This is a genomic window from Pacificispira sp. HM-600 (assembly GCF_977993705.1).
Genome location: NZ_OZ388079.1, coordinates 847,233 through 860,958, shown reverse-complemented (window position 1 = coordinate 860,958; position 13,726 = coordinate 847,233). Strand labels below are relative to the sequence as shown.

General features: G+C 68.3%; 16 protein-coding genes. 10 read left to right on the top strand and 6 right to left on the bottom strand.

All coding sequences use genetic code 11. From position 1 onward, the window contains the following. Window positions 1-104: 104 nt before the first annotated feature. Window positions 105-740 carry a 3'-5' exonuclease gene (locus ACXZ1E_RS04015; protein WP_458042144.1) on the bottom strand — a complete coding sequence of 212 codons (636 nt, stop codon included), beginning with the start codon at window positions 738-740 and terminating at the stop codon, window positions 105-107. 376 nt (window positions 741-1,116) lie between these two features. Between ACXZ1E_RS04015 and ACXZ1E_RS04010 the strand changes: the two genes are divergently transcribed. From ACXZ1E_RS04010 to ACXZ1E_RS03995, 4 genes are all read left to right on the top strand, one after another. Next, window positions 1,117-1,869 (top strand): class I SAM-dependent methyltransferase, encoded by a 753-nt coding sequence (locus ACXZ1E_RS04010; RefSeq protein ID WP_458042143.1) that lies wholly within the window; start codon window positions 1,117-1,119, stop codon window positions 1,867-1,869. Between the two features lie 51 nt (window positions 1,870-1,920). Beyond that, complete coding sequence (gene ychF, locus ACXZ1E_RS04005) at window positions 1,921-2,994, top strand: redox-regulated ATPase YchF (protein ID WP_458042142.1); 1,074 nt, start codon at window positions 1,921-1,923, stop codon at window positions 2,992-2,994. A 379-nt stretch (window positions 2,995-3,373) separates the two neighbouring features. Then, window positions 3,374-3,604, top strand: a complete 231-nt coding sequence (locus ACXZ1E_RS04000; RefSeq protein WP_458042141.1) for a hypothetical protein — start codon at window positions 3,374-3,376, stop codon at window positions 3,602-3,604. Further along, the gene (locus ACXZ1E_RS03995) at window positions 3,594-3,941 is read left to right on the top strand and encodes a type II toxin-antitoxin system PemK/MazF family toxin (protein WP_458042140.1); all 348 of its coding nucleotides are present in this window, start codon (window positions 3,594-3,596) and stop codon (window positions 3,939-3,941) included. Before ACXZ1E_RS04000 ends, ACXZ1E_RS03995 begins: the two co-directional genes overlap by 11 nt. Window positions 3,942-3,979: 38 nt before the next feature. Here the strand turns inward: ACXZ1E_RS03995 and ACXZ1E_RS03990 are convergent, their stop codons facing one another. Beyond that, window positions 3,980-4,396: a tetratricopeptide repeat protein gene (locus ACXZ1E_RS03990; protein WP_458042139.1), complete on the bottom strand. Its 417-nt coding sequence runs from the start codon at window positions 4,394-4,396 to the stop codon at window positions 3,980-3,982. Between the two features lie 125 nt (window positions 4,397-4,521). Between ACXZ1E_RS03990 and ACXZ1E_RS03985 the strand changes: the two genes are divergently transcribed. Then, window positions 4,522-4,794, top strand: a complete 273-nt coding sequence (locus tag ACXZ1E_RS03985; RefSeq protein WP_458042138.1) for a PLD nuclease N-terminal domain-containing protein — start codon at window positions 4,522-4,524, stop codon at window positions 4,792-4,794. Between the two features lie 75 nt (window positions 4,795-4,869). Continuing rightward, a complete protein-coding gene (locus tag ACXZ1E_RS03980) occupies window positions 4,870-5,454 on the top strand; it encodes an alpha/beta fold hydrolase (protein WP_458042137.1) in 585 nt (194 codons plus the stop codon). Window positions 5,455-5,487: 33 nt separating this feature from the next. Here the strand turns inward: ACXZ1E_RS03980 and uvrA are convergent, their stop codons facing one another. Continuing rightward, window positions 5,488-7,935 (bottom strand): excinuclease ABC subunit UvrA, encoded by a 2,448-nt coding sequence (gene uvrA / locus ACXZ1E_RS03975; protein ID WP_458042136.1) that lies wholly within the window; start codon window positions 7,933-7,935, stop codon window positions 5,488-5,490. 156 nt (window positions 7,936-8,091) lie between these two features. Between uvrA and ACXZ1E_RS03970 the strand changes: the two genes are divergently transcribed. Beyond that, entirely contained in the window at window positions 8,092-9,165 is a 1,074-nt protein-coding gene (locus ACXZ1E_RS03970; protein WP_458042135.1) for an alkene reductase, read from the top strand. A gap of 58 nt (window positions 9,166-9,223) precedes the next feature. Then, window positions 9,224-10,903, top strand: coding sequence for an ABC-F family ATP-binding cassette domain-containing protein (locus ACXZ1E_RS03965; protein WP_458042134.1), 1,680 nt, complete (start codon window positions 9,224-9,226; stop codon window positions 10,901-10,903). Window positions 10,904-10,950: 47 nt separating this feature from the next. On the opposite strand, the gene ACXZ1E_RS03960 is transcribed toward ACXZ1E_RS03965, so the two are convergent. Both ACXZ1E_RS03960 and ACXZ1E_RS03955 read right to left on the bottom strand, forming a co-directional pair. Then, a complete protein-coding gene (locus ACXZ1E_RS03960; protein WP_458042133.1) occupies window positions 10,951-11,301 on the bottom strand; it encodes a LysR family transcriptional regulator in 351 nt (116 codons plus the stop codon). Between the two features lie 514 nt (window positions 11,302-11,815). Next, window positions 11,816-12,010: a hypothetical protein gene (locus ACXZ1E_RS03955; RefSeq protein WP_458042132.1), complete on the bottom strand. Its 195-nt coding sequence runs from the start codon at window positions 12,008-12,010 to the stop codon at window positions 11,816-11,818. A gap of 268 nt (window positions 12,011-12,278) precedes the next feature. Between ACXZ1E_RS03955 and ACXZ1E_RS03950 the strand changes: the two genes are divergently transcribed. Beyond that, window positions 12,279-12,449, top strand: coding sequence for a hypothetical protein (locus ACXZ1E_RS03950; protein WP_458042131.1), 171 nt, complete (start codon window positions 12,279-12,281; stop codon window positions 12,447-12,449). 37 nt (window positions 12,450-12,486) lie between these two features. Beyond that, window positions 12,487-12,813: a sugar ABC transporter ATPase gene (locus tag ACXZ1E_RS03945; RefSeq protein WP_458042130.1), complete on the top strand. Its 327-nt coding sequence runs from the start codon at window positions 12,487-12,489 to the stop codon at window positions 12,811-12,813. A 136-nt stretch (window positions 12,814-12,949) separates the two neighbouring features. Here the strand turns inward: ACXZ1E_RS03945 and ACXZ1E_RS03940 are convergent, their stop codons facing one another. Next, window positions 12,950-13,708 (bottom strand): YidC/Oxa1 family membrane protein insertase, encoded by a 759-nt coding sequence (locus tag ACXZ1E_RS03940; protein ID WP_458042129.1) that lies wholly within the window; start codon window positions 13,706-13,708, stop codon window positions 12,950-12,952. Window positions 13,709-13,726: the final 18 nt, after the last annotated feature.

Below are 13,726 nucleotides of genomic sequence, written 5' to 3'. Positions count from 1 at the left end.
GCCGCGCGCCCCGGGCTCGAGGGACGAGCAAAGGAGTCGGGCGGTGGTCTCAGGCAGGGGCCTCATGCGGCGGCCTCTGGCGACGGCGGCCTCGGGCGCGGGCCTCAGGCGACGGCGGCCTCGAGCGCGATCGGGGCGAAGGTCGGGCCGGCCGAAACGGGCGCCGGTGCCGACGGCACGAGCCGGCCCACCTTGATGCCCGCGAGTTCGGCCAGGTGCGAGACATCCGTCGCTCCGTGCCGCCGCGCGGTGTCGATGACGATGTGTGCGCACGCTTCGGCGTCCGCCGTGGCGTTGTGGTGTGCGAACTCCGGGAAGCCGGCTTCGGCTGCGGCGATCGGCAGTCGGTACGAGTCGAGCACGTACGACTTGCGCGCGAGTTGCAGCGTGCAGAGGTAGCGGTACGGAGGGCAATCGTCGCCCGTGGCGGCGCACGCGCGGCGGAGGACGTTCATGTCGAACCCGGCGTTGTGGGCGACGAGCACGTCGGCGCCGGCGAATGCGCAGAGCGCGTCGAGTTGGTGCGTCCACTCGGCAGAGCCCGCGACATCCTCGACCCGGATGCCGTGGATGCGCGTGTTGAACGGGTTGAACTCGTCGTATCCCGTGGGTGGGCGGATCAACCACCCGGCTTTCGCGACGACGCGGCCGGCGCGAACCCGGACCAGACCGACGGCGCACGCGGACGCGGGACTGGAATTGGCCGTCTCGAAGTCGATGGCGGTGAAATCCAGGGGCACGTCCCCACCCTCGCGTGGCTGGTGCCGGCGTGAGCGGAGGCGCGCCGGGTTCGGCGAGGAGGCCCGGCGTGTCGCGCTGCCGGGCCACCACCCGAACATCGCGGAGGTGCGACGGGGCTGGTGAGTGCTCGTGGGGCGCGCTGAGGGGCTCGGGGCTCGGTTCCTCCTCCGAGATGTTCGCCCGAGTCGTGCCTGCCGCGCCGTGCTGCCGGTGGGTTTCGGGGTCTTGGCGCAAATCTGAAAGGAATCTCGGGCGCGGAAGGCCCCCTGAGCGCCGATATGGCTGCCACGGCAGGCGATATTCCTTTCCGATTTACGGGCCGTGGCGACGACCCGGCGCGGGCCGAGCTGCAGACGCCCGACGTAGGCTCGGCGCATGAGCGATCGCGAGCAGATGTCCACGTCGTTCGGTCGCGCAGCCGCTACATACGAGGCCGGTCGCCCCGAGTACCCGGCTGCGGCGGTGCAATGGATGCTCGCACCCGTCGCTACCCGCACCCCGCTGCGGGTCGCCGACGTCGGTGCCGGCACCGGCAAGCTCACACGCGCCGTGCTCGCGCTCGCGGCTGACGTGGTCGCCGTCGATCCCGACGCCGCGATGCTCGACCAGCTACGCGCCGGGCTTCCCGACGTGCGGACCGTCGAGGGACAGGCGGAACGGATGCCTCTGCCCGACGCATCCGTCGACGCCGTCGTTCTCGGCCAGGCGTGGCACTGGGTCGATCCCGAAGCAGGGTCGCGCGAGATCGGACGGGTCCTCGCGCCCGGCGGCGTGCTCGGCCTCGTGTGGAACATCCGCGACGAGAACGTGCCGTGGGTCGCGCGCCTGACCGAGATCATGCACGGCAGCAACGCCGAGCAGCTCATCGCAGACGGGGGCCCGCGTGTGGCCGAGCCGTTCGAGACCCTCGAGCGCCGTGAATGGACCTGGACGCGGCGGATGTCGCCCGAGGCCGCGATCGACATGGTCCGGTCGCGGAGCTATGTCATCACGGTCGAGCCCGCCGAGCGCGCGCGCATCGAGCGCGAGGTGGCCGAGCATGTCGCGCAGCATCCATCGCCCGAGGCCGACGGCTCGATCGACATGCCGTACGTGACGCACGCATTCCGGACCGTCCTGCGCGGCTGAGCGCATGAGCTCGGAGGAATCGCCCGGCCCGCCGCCGTAGACTCGATGCCCGTGGCTCTCACTATCGGCATCGTCGGCCTGCCCAACGTCGGCAAGTCCACCCTCTTCAACGCACTGACCCAGAACGACGTGCTCGCGGCGAACTATCCGTTCGCGACGATCGAGCCGAACGTCGGGGTCGTGAGCCTGCCGGATAAGCGCCTGACGAAGCTCGCCGAGATCTTCGGCAGCGAGCGCATCCTGCCCGCCACGGTCTCGTTCGTCGACATCGCGGGCATCGTCCGCGGCGCCAGCGAGGGGGAGGGGCTCGGCAACCAGTTCCTCGCGAACATTCGTGAAGCGGATGCGATCGCCCAGGTCGTCCGCGGATTCACCGACGACGACGTCGTGCACGTCGAGGGCGCGGTCAACCCGAAGAACGATCTCGAGACCATCAACGCCGAGCTCATGCTGGCCGACCTGCAGACCCTCGAGAAGGCGATCCCGCGCCTCGAGAAAGAGGTCAAGGGCAAGAAGGCCGACCCCGCCGTGCTCGAAGCGGCGGTCGCGGCTAAGGATGCGCTCGAGCGCGGAGTCCTGCTGTCGCACGCGGGTCTCGACCTCGCCGCTATCAAAGAGCTCGGGCTGATGACCTCGAAGCCGTATATCTACGTCTTCAACGTCGACGAAGCCGTGCTGACGGATGCTGCACGCCTCGCCGAGCTGGAAGCCCTGGTCGCGCCGGCCCGGGCCGTTTTCCTCGACGCGAAGATCGAGTCCGAATTGATCGGCCTCGACCCCGAGGACGCTGCGGAGCTGCTGGCCTCGACGGGTCAGGAAGAGTCCGGCATCGCCCAGCTCGCCCGCATCGGCTTCGACACGCTCGGCCTGCAGACGTACCTGACGGCGGGCCCGAAGGAGTCGCGCGCGTGGACGATCGGCAAGGGCTGGAAGGCCCCGCAGGCGGCGGGTGTGATCCACACGGACTTCGAGAAGGGCTTCATCAAGGCCGAGGTCATTTCGTTCGACGACCTGGTCGAGACCGGTTCGGTGCTGGAGGCCCGCGCGAAGGGCAAGGCGCGGCTCGAGGGCAAGGATTACGTCATGCAGGATGGCGATGTCGTGGAGTTCCGCTTCAACAACTGAGTGGACGCAATGGGGCGATCACGTTTTGACGGTACGTCGCTCACTATCGCGGAGATGCTTCGTGAGTGGGACCTTCTCGGGGTCGATGTCGACTCGGACAACAGGCCGGAGGATGACGAAGAATGCGACGACCTCGTCGACCCGCTGAGGGGCTGGTTGGAGGAGGGGGCTGACGCTCTGACTGTGAGTGCAAACCTGTGCGCTTTCGTCGAGCAGGATTATGGTCTGAGTCCGCAGCCGCCTCTGTCTGCTCTCGACTTCACCCAGCCGCTCCGCGAGTGGTGGATGTCTCGCGCGATCGTCAGACGGTCGAGTTCCACCACGATCAGGCACCCTCAATCGGTACCACTGTGCGAATACCGATTGGTATACTCGGTGCATGAGTATGACGACGATCAAGGTGTCCACCGAGCTCAGAGATCGCATCAACCGTGACGCCAAAGAGCGCGGGCTTCCAGCTGCTGGGCTGATCGAGAGCTTGCTTGATGCCTATGAGCGTCGCCGCCGCATGGAGTCGTTCGGGCGAGCGTTTCGCGGTGCTGATGCCGGGTACTGGGATGAATTCGCGTCGTGGGATCTCGCCGTAGGCGCGCTGCACGATGATGTCTGAGCTTCGCCGAGGCATGGTGGTCTGGGCAGAACTCGACCCGGTCCGTGGACGTGAGCAGTCCGGCCGCAGGCCCGTGCTGGTGATTGCGAGCGACCTCTACCTGGAGCAGGCGGATACCCTCGCCATCATCGTTCCGTGCACGACGCGTGACCGTGGCTGGCCGAACCACGTGATGCTCACCGGGCAGAACCTCAACTTGCCCGGCGCGACCTATGCCATGACCGAGCAGCCCCGCACTGTCGCACGAGAACGGTTGTTCGACATTGCGGGAATGATCGATGTCGCGGTGATGCGCGAAGTCGATGAGTGGTTGCGCGATTTCATCGCCGTGCCGTGATGCCCCCAAGCACGGCGAGGACGTCGTGGAATGCCGCCCTATGGGGCACTCGGGTCGGCTGGAGTCGCTGGCTCGGTTAGCGCGGCGGCATAGTTGCGCATCGAGCGCTGATATTGCGGCATCGCGTCGATTTGCGCCTCGACGGCCACCCGGAGCGGTTCGTCTTTGCGGCCTGCGCTATGAAGCGCCAGAGCCAACACGACACGAGGTGCCGAGCCCGTCGATTCGTGGGTGGGGGCGGCGCTCAAGACGGCGATGGCTTCGTCGAGTCGGCCGAAATTGCGCAGGGTCGATCCGTACTGCACCGCGAGTTCGAAAGCGCCCCGGCCGTCGCCCGCCGGGCACGCGTCAGCCAACTCCTGCATGGCCGCGACAGCCTCATCGCGGCTGAGGGAGTCGGACTCTTCCCACACGTCTGCGACGGACGCTTCCCACTCGTCGATGTCTGCTGGCATGGTGTCCGGTTTGTCAGGCGGCGCGCATACCGCGATCCGCAGGTAAGTCAAGCCCCAGTGCGACGGCGACCCGCGGACTACGGTGGGACCTACCCCCACGAACCGCGCCATCGAAGGAGATCGACATGGCCAAAATCGACACGGCCAAGACCAAAGAAGTCCTCTCCCAAGGCGTCAAGGTACTCGCTGAGGTCAAGGCGGTTTCGGCGGGAGCCAAGGTGGGGATGGCCGTTGCGGGCGTCCTTCAGGTGGTGTTCGCGTTCCTGGCGTTCTGGGATCTTGCCCGGCGGGACGCGGACGAGGTGCTCGGCCCCAAGCCGGTCTGGATCCCGGTGATCCTGGTCAACTGGATCGGCCCCGCCGCGTACTACCTTTTCGGCATCCGTCACCAACGCTGACGCGGACACACGACGGGCGGTTCGTCGTCGCGCTCGGCGATACCCTGGGTAGCTGGAAACAGAGGAGCCACGACGATGACCCAGACCCAGATCTTCGAACCCGACGGCCGCGCGATTCCCTTCGCCGTAGAGGGAGACGGGCCGGCACTCGCGCTGATCGCCGATCGCGGGGCGGACATCGACGCGCTGGGTTCGCTGGCCCACTCGGTGGCGCAGGAAGACTTCCGCGTCGTCCGGATCGGCCTGCGCGACTCCGCCGAGAAGACGGATGCCATGGGCGGGGCGGCGCGTGACCTCGCCCAGGACGTGGTCGACGTGATGGACCACCTCGGCATCGAGGACGCCTGGGTCGGCGGTCACGCGTTCGGCGGGTCGGTCGCGCGTCGCGTCTCGCTCGATCACCACGCTCGGGTCAATGGCGTGCTGCTGCTCGGCGTCGAGGCGGCGGATGTGGCCCCGCCGCTCGCCGACGGACTGCCGGTGCTCGTCGTGCAGGGCACCGAGGATGACGTGACCCCTCCGGCGAACGGCGAGGCGCTGCAGGCATCCGCCCCGGGTCTCGTGAGTGTCGTCCCGATCGAGGGCGGTGGACATCTGTTCCCCGCCACCCACGTGGGCGCGACGTCCTGGGCCATCGAGGATTACCTCGACTGGGACTGAAGCGCTCCTCCGGATCGGGCCCGGCCAGGCCGGTCAGACCCGGCGAATTCGGGCCATCCACTCCGCCAGGTGTGAGGCCGTTGCGCCGTCGCCCCGTGCGATCTCGCTGGGCGTGCCGGTTGCAACGACGGTGCCGCCCGCGTCTCCGCCGCCCGGCCCCATGTCGATGACCCAATCGCTGGACGTGATCGCTGACTGATCGTGCTCGACCAGCACGACGGAGTTGCCCGCGTCGACGAGTTGCTGAAGTTGCCCGAGCAAGAGTTCGACGTCGGCCGGGTGCAGGCCCGAGGTCGGTTCGTCGAGCAGGTACAGCGCGTGACCGCGGTGCGCGCGCTGCAACTCGGTCGCCAGCTTGATACGCTGCGCCTCGCCGCCGCTCAGCTCGGTCGCGGGCTGACCGAGGCGCAGATAGCCGAGGCCGACCTGGCGCAGCATCTCGAGGCTGCGCGCGGCGGGAGCTGAGTCCGAGAAGAACTCCCCGGCATCCGCGACCGTCATCCCGAGAACATCCGCAATCGACCTGTCGCGATACGTGACCTCGAGTGTCTCGGCGTTGTAGCGCGCGCCGTGACACGTGTGGCAGGGAGCATATGTCCCGGGTAGGAACATCAGCTCGACCGAGACGAAGCCCTCGCCCTGGCAGGTCTCGCATCGGCCGCCCGCGACGTTGAACGAGAACCGCCCCGCGTTGTAGCCGCGCGATCGGGCCTCGTCGGTCGCCGCGAAGAGCTTGCGCACGACGTCGAACATGCCGGTGTAGGTCGCGAGGTTCGATCGGGGCGTGCGGCCGATGGGTCGCTGGTCGACGACGACCAAGCGGTCGAAGGTGTCGACACCCGTCGCATCCTCGACCTCGATGTCGAAGATCGCGTCGTCTGACTCGTCGGGTTCGCCCCCGAGATGATCGCGGACCACCTGCGCGAGCACCCGCGTGACGAGTGTGGACTTGCCCGACCCGGACACTCCCGTGACCGCCGTCATCACGCCGAGGGGGATGTCCGCGTTCACCTCGCGCAGGTTGTGCAGCGACACACCGCGCAGGTGCAGCCATCCCCTCGGTGAGCGGGCCGCGCGATCTTCGCGCGCCGACGAATCGAACAGGTAGCGACCGGTGACGGACGCGTCGACCTCACGGAGACCCTCGACCGGACCGGAGTAGACCACGTGTCCGCCGCCCTCCCCGGCAGCGGGCCCGATGTCGACCACCCAGTCGGCGCGACGGATGACGTCGAGGTCGTGTTCGACGACGAACAGCGAGTTTCCCGAGTCCTTGAGCCGCTCCAAGACGCGCAGGAGAGGCTGCGCGTCGGCGGGATGCAGACCCGCGGAGGGCTCGTCGAGCACGTACACGACGCCGAAGAGTCCCGAGCGCAGTTGCGTCGCGATGCGCAGGCGCTGTGCCTCGCCGGGCGAGAGCGTTGTGGAGTTGCGGCCGAGGCTCAGGTAACCGAGGCCGAGATCGAGGAGAACCTCGACCCGCGAGATGACATCGGTCGCAATCCGCTCGGCCGCCTCCCCGTCTCCAGCGGCGACCGCCGCGTCCGCGCCCGCTCGGAGCTGTGTCGCGAGCTGAGCCAGAGGAACGGCGTTCATCTCACCGATGGACAGTCCGTTGAACGTCACGGCTCGCGCGTCCTGACGCAAGCCGCTGCCCTCACATTCCGGGCACGGCATACTGCGAACGAAGCGCATGGCCTTCTCGCGCATCCGCTCGCTCTGCGATTGCCCCAGCACGTGCATGACGTGCGCCCGTGCGCTCCAGAACTTGCCGTAGTAGCCGTGATCGACGCGGCCCTCTTCGGGCTCGATGAAGACGGACGGCTGTTCGTCGGTGTACAGCAACCAGTCGCGATCTTTGCGGGGGAGCTTTCGCCACGGCTTCTGGATGTCGATGTCGAGTCCGCGCACGATGCTGCGCAGGTTCGCGCCCTGCCAGGCGCCGGGCCACGCGGCGATCGCGCCCTCGCGAATGCTCAGGGTGTCGTTGGGAACCAGAAGTTCTTCCGTGACGTCGTGCACCGTGCCCAGGCCGTGGCAGCGCGGGCACGCGCCCGACGCGGTGTTGGGCGAGAAGGCCTCGGCGGAGAGGTGCGACGCTCCGGCGGGATACGTGCCGGCGCGTGAATAGAGCATGCGGAGCAGGTTCGACAGCGTGGTGATCGTGCCGACGGTGGAGCGGGAGCTCGGCGCGCCCCGGCGCTGCTGCAGGGCGACGGCGGGCGGGAGCCCGGTGATCTCGTCCACGTCCGGGGCGCCGACCTGGTTGAGCAACCGACGGGCGTACGGCGCGACGGACTCGAAGTAGCGTCGCTGAGCCTCGGCGTAGAGCGTGCCGAACGCCAGCGACGACTTTCCCGACCCCGAGACGCCGGTGAAGACGACCATGCCGTCGCGGGGGATGTCGATCTCGACATCCTTCAGATTGTGCTCGCGGGCGCCGCGAACGCGCACCCAGCCGTCCAGATCGTCCCGTGTCATGTCATCGACGGTACGCGGGTGTACTCGACCGCGTTGGGGGTTGCGTCTTGGACGCAAACGGGCATCGCGGGCGGGGAATATCACGACCGGATGCCTCGTTGCCGGTCAGGTCGGTTCGCACATCGTGACCCGGCTTCTTGTCGAAGGGCTCCACCTGTGAATCTGTTCTCCCCGCTGACCGCCGGCGATCTCGCGTTGGCAAACCGTGTCGTGATGGCGCCGCTCACCCGCACCCGTTCCGGCGAGGATGGCGTGCCTGGAGCTCTTGTCGCCGAACACTACGCGCAGCGGGCTGGGCTCGGCATGATCATCACGGAGGGCGTCTACCCGACGGCGGAGTCGCGGGCATACCCCGGCCAGCCGGGGATCGTCACCGAAGAGCAGGCCGCGGGATGGCGTGCCGTCGCGGATGCCGTGCGCGCCGAGGGCGGGCTGATCGTGATGCAGCTCATGCACGGCGGCCGCGTCTCACACACAGACATCACCGGGACCTCGCGGATCGTCGCGCCCAGTGCGATCGCGATCGAGGGCGAGGTGCGTACGCCCCTCGGGAAGAAGCCCTACCCGGTGCCGCACGCGCTGACGACCGATGAACTCGCACAGGTCCGCGACGAGATCGTCGCCGCCGCGGTTCGTGCGATCGACGCAGGTCTGGACGGCGTCGAGGTGCACGGGGCAAACGGATATCTGCTGCACCAGTTCCTCTCGCCGGTCTCGAACCAGCGCACGGACGCGTATGGCGGATCGCCCGAGGCGCGTGCGAAGTTCGTCGTCGAGGTGACTTCGGCGATCGCGGATGCTGTTGGCGCTGGGCGGGTGGGAATCCGACTGTCGCCGGCCCACAACATCCAGGACGTATTCGAGACGGATGCCGACGACGTGAAGGCCACGTACGAGGCTGTCGTGAGGGGCCTCGCGCCCCTGGGTCTCGCATACCTGAGCGTTCTGCACGCCGAGCCGGCCGGTGATCTCGTGCAGGCGCTGCGTGCCGACTTCGGGGGCACATTCATCGCAAACAGCGGGTTCGGAAAGCTCACGACGAAGGATGAGGCCATCGAGTTCGTCGCGCAGGGTTCCGCCGATGCGGTCGCCGTCGGGCGGTTGGCCATCGCCAACCCCGACCTCGTCGAGCGGTGGCAGGGTGGTCACCCCGAGAACGAGCCGAACCCGGCCACGTTCTACGGTGCGGGCGCCGAGGGCTACACGGACTACCCACGGCTTTCGGCGTAGCGTCCCAGCGGGACCCTCGCGGTGAGGGTGGGTCCCGCCCGGGTGGCAAAATCGAACCATGACCGCAACACTCGTCGCGCGCGGATTGGCCGGCGGGTACGGCCACCGCACGCTCTTCGACAACCTCGACCTGACCGTCGCGCCCGGCGACGTCGTCGGCGTCGTCGGCGCGAACGGCGCGGGCAAGTCCACCCTGCTGCGGCTGCTGGCGGGCATCGACGAGCCCCAGGCCGGCACGGTCTCGCTGGCTCCCGCCGACGCTTTCGTCGGCTGGCTGCCGCAGGAGCACGAGCGGGTCGAGGGCGAGACGATCGCCGAGTACATCGGCCGCCGCACGGGGTGCGCGCAGGCCACGGCGGCGATGGATGCCGCGGCATCCGCTCTGGGAGACCCCGCTCCCGCGACCGGCACCGACGCGGATCCGGCGGATGTCTACTCGGCGGCGCTCGACCGTTGGTTGGCGAGCGGCGCGGCCGATCTCGACGAACGGATCCCCGTCGTGCTTGCCGATCTGGGGCTCGACCTGCGCCTCGATCCCGGCGAGACATCCGTCGGTCAGGCCCTCATGACATCCCTGTCGGGCGGGCAGGCGGCCCGCGTCGGGCTCGCCGCCCTGCTGCTCTCTCGCTTCGACATCGTGTTACTCGACGAACCCACGAACGACCTCGACCTCGACGGTCTGGAACGACTGGAGGCATTCGTTCGGGGGCTGCGTGGGGGAGTCGTGCTGGTCAGCCACGACCGCGAGTTTCTCGCTCGTTCCGTGACGCGCGTGCTCGAGCTCGACCTCGCCCAGGCATCCAACCGCGTCTTCGGAGGTGGGTATGACGCCTATCTCGGGGAGCGCGAGACGGTGCGACGCCATGCGCGCGAGAAGTATGACGAGTTTGCCGACAAGAAGGCAGACCTCGTGTCGCGCGCTCGCACGCAGCGGGAGTGGTCGAGCCAAGGCGTTCGCAACGCGATGAAGAAGTCACCGGACAACGACAAGATCCGACGTAAGGCCGCCACCGAGTCCAGCGAGAAGCAGGCGCAGAAGGTGCGCCAGATGGAGAGCCGGATCGCGCAGCTCGACGAAGTCGATGAGCCGCGCAAAGAATGGCAGCTCGAATTCACGATCGGCGCTGCACCGCGCTCCAGTACCGTCGTCTCGACGCTGAACTCTGCGGTGTTCCGGCAGGGAACCTACACCCTCGGGCCGGTGTCGTTGCAGGTCAACGCGGGGGAGCGGGTCGGGATCACCGGGCCCAACGGCGCCGGCAAGTCCACCCTGCTTCGGGCGTTGCTGGGGCGGCAGGCACCCGACGAGGGCTCCGCGAGCGTGGGCGCGAACGTGCAGGTCGGCGAGATCGACCAAGCGCGTTCGCTTCTCACCGGCACCCGGGCGCTCGCGGATGTGTTCGAGGGACTCGTGCCCTCCCTCGCGTCGGGAGAGGTCCGCACCCTGCTCGCGAAATTCGGGCTGAAGGCCGATCACGTGAACCGGGCGGTGGATGAGCTCTCACCGGGCGAGCGCACGCGGGCTGCCCTGGCGCTGCTGCAGGCGCAGGGCATAAACCTGCTCGTGCTCGATGAGCCGACCAACCACCTCGACCTGCCGGCGATCGAGCAGCTCGAAAAGGCGTTGGAGTCATACGTGGGCACGCTGCTGCTGGTGACGCACGACCGTCGGATGCTCGATACCGTGCAGACCGATCGGCACTGGCGGGTCGAGTCGGGCCGGGTCACCGAGCTGTAAAGACAGCAGCGCCCGCGGCATCCGGATGGCTCGAACCGGCGTCCTGACTAACGACCCTGTCGCTTCTTGAACGGCTTCGGCTCGCCCTTGACGACCGGCGCGCGGCCCTTGCCCTTCGATGCCTTCGCTTTGCCGCCCGCGGGCCCGCCCGTCTTGGCCGCGGGCGCGGGGGCGTGCGCGATCTGCTGCTTCGCCTCGACAAGGAGGAGCTTGCCGGCGGGTGTGAGCGTCCATCCGGACTTGCTGCGGGTGACGATCGGATGCCCGACCTCTGCCTCGAGCTTGTCGATCGACGTGTACAGCGATGCGAGCGGGATGCCGAGCGCCTGCGCCGTGCGTGGGGCGTGCAGGTCTTCAGCGGTCAGCGCCACGAATCGGCGGAGGAGCGTGATGTTCACCGTTCGCCTTTCGTCGTCGCGGATGCCGGAAGGGCGCTGCCCAGGCTACCGGGCGCTGAGCGAAGTGGCGTGCTTGCTCTGGGTGCGCGATGTGTTGGAGTCGATGGATGAGACGAACTCCGCGCGTAGTCCTCGCGTCGCTGGCGGCGATGCTCTTGCTGAGCGGCTGATCGTGGATGGGGACGTCATATTCGATACTGGATCGCGACGTCGAGGCGAGTGACGAGATGCGGGCCGTGATCCTGGCTCGGGACAATGGTATTGAGCCGTCTTCGGCTCGGTTTGCCGGCGAGAACGACGGCGTCGGCTTCTGGGTGGGACGGCGCGCGAACGGGGAAGGCGTGTCCCTCTTGGTCTATCCCAATGACCAGGACTGGGTCATCGGGTGCGGGGCCGGCGGGATGAAAGTCTCGGGTCCCGCGGGAACCTACGGTCTCGTGGTCGACGGCGCGCCGATCCCCGACAACGGAAACGCGCCTGTTCGACAACGTGTACGTCGTCGGGCGCTGAGCGCTCAGGCCGAGCGGAGTCGCACGACCGAGAGCACGCCGATAGCGGCGCCCGCGACGAGCATGATCCACCCCAAGCGGGGTTCGTTGCTGCCGACGATGCCCCAGATTCCGGTGGCGATGAAGCCGAGGGCCGCGATGACGCCGATGATCATGTAGACGCGGTAGCGCGTGGTGCCCATCTGGGATTCGGTTTCCATGCCCGCACACTATCGATGACTCGGGGGCAGCACGTTGTGCACCCGGCCACGGCGTGTTTGCCGCCGAGCGTACGGGATAGCCCCCAGTGCACGACTTCGGCGCCGTGCGGAGGCCGTGTATTCGCGCGCAAGCTGCGCACTCGCGGGGGCGGGGGCCCGCGGTACAAGGTGCGGCACCGGGTACTGCGGAACCGGGCTCGCGTCAACCCGGGCGCGAGGCATCCGCTCCGATGCGACGCTCGGTGTTCGCCTATCGGAAGGAACCGACATGTCGGACACGCGAGACCCCGCGGAAGAACAGCAGATCGCAGACCCAGAGACGACCGGACCGCGGGATGGCGAGGCCGCCCCGGCGATCGATGCCGCGGGTATGGGGCAGGAGGACCCGAACGCGCCCGAGCTGGACGACGTCGGTCCCGAAGCGGACGAATTCGCGTAGCAAGCGTCGCCGGACTCGAGAAGAGAAGGAAGAAGACATGACGAACAACGGCATGACGGATGACGCGGGCACCTCGGTGCCCCATCAGCCGCTCAGCGACAACGGCACCTCGATGGCTCCGAACCCGGACGCCGATCCGGCACAGGCGGAATGGGATGGCCGGCTCATCGAGACCCGGGCTCCGCTCGCGGAACCCGCGACCGCGACGGGCGCCGATCCTGCAGAGATCCCGGCGGATGACGACGACATTCCCGCGACGGATGTTCGTGCCGGGCTCGACCAGCCGGAGTCCCAGGGCGAGAGCCCTCTCATCGCCGACCTCGGCGACGAGGGAGAGGGCGACCTGTCGCCCGAAGACCTCTGAGGAGCCGGGTCCGCGACATCCTGAGCGCGACGCTCTCGCGCCGAGTCCGCCGGTTGCTGGCGAGTCCGGCGGTTGTGCGCGGTGTACAACCGGCGGGCTCGACGAGAACCGGCGGGCTCGACGACGGACGCCGCGGCTACACCTGCGGCAGCGGATAGCGGCGGCGCAGGAACAGGCGCTGAACCAGCGTCCAGGCGACCGTCATCGTCAGGTATAGCGCCGCGGCGAGGGGTACGAACAGCAGCACGACGGCGGTCGCGTACTGCAGCAGCCCGATCACGCGTTGCGCGCCGACGGATGTCAGGGGTGAAGCATCCGCTTCCGCAGCTTCCGCCGCTGCGACGCGCGGGCGAAACGCGCGGCGCGTGATCTCGGCCACCACGCACACGATCGCGATCAGGATCCCGAACACGACCCCGGTTGAGGGATCGAATGTGCCGAGCGATCCGAAGACCGATGTTCCGAGCGGCACACCCGCGAGCTGCTCCGTCAGGAGAGCGTTCGGATGGCCCGCGATCGAGGCGCGGAGGAACAGCGCGTAGATGATGCCCACCACGGGAGCCTGCGCCAGCACCGGCAGAAAACCGGCGAAGGGCGAGGTGTTCTCGTCGGCGTAGAGCTTCATCATCTCGCGCTGTTGGCGCTCTCGGTCAGTTGTGTAGCGCTTCTGAATCTGGCGCAGGCGCGGGGCGAGACGGGCCCGCGTCTGCTCGGCTTTCGCCTGCGAGATGCCCACCGGGATCAGCGCCGTGCGCACGATCAAGGTCAGGAGCACGATCGCGGCGGCGGCAGCTGTGTCGCCCGCGACGGGTTGGAGGAGGTCGGTCAGCCACATCATCGCCGCGTACACGGCGTCGAGAGTGGCGGCGAGCGGGGGCAGGGCGAAAAGGTCCACGGAGGTTCCGATCGTCGA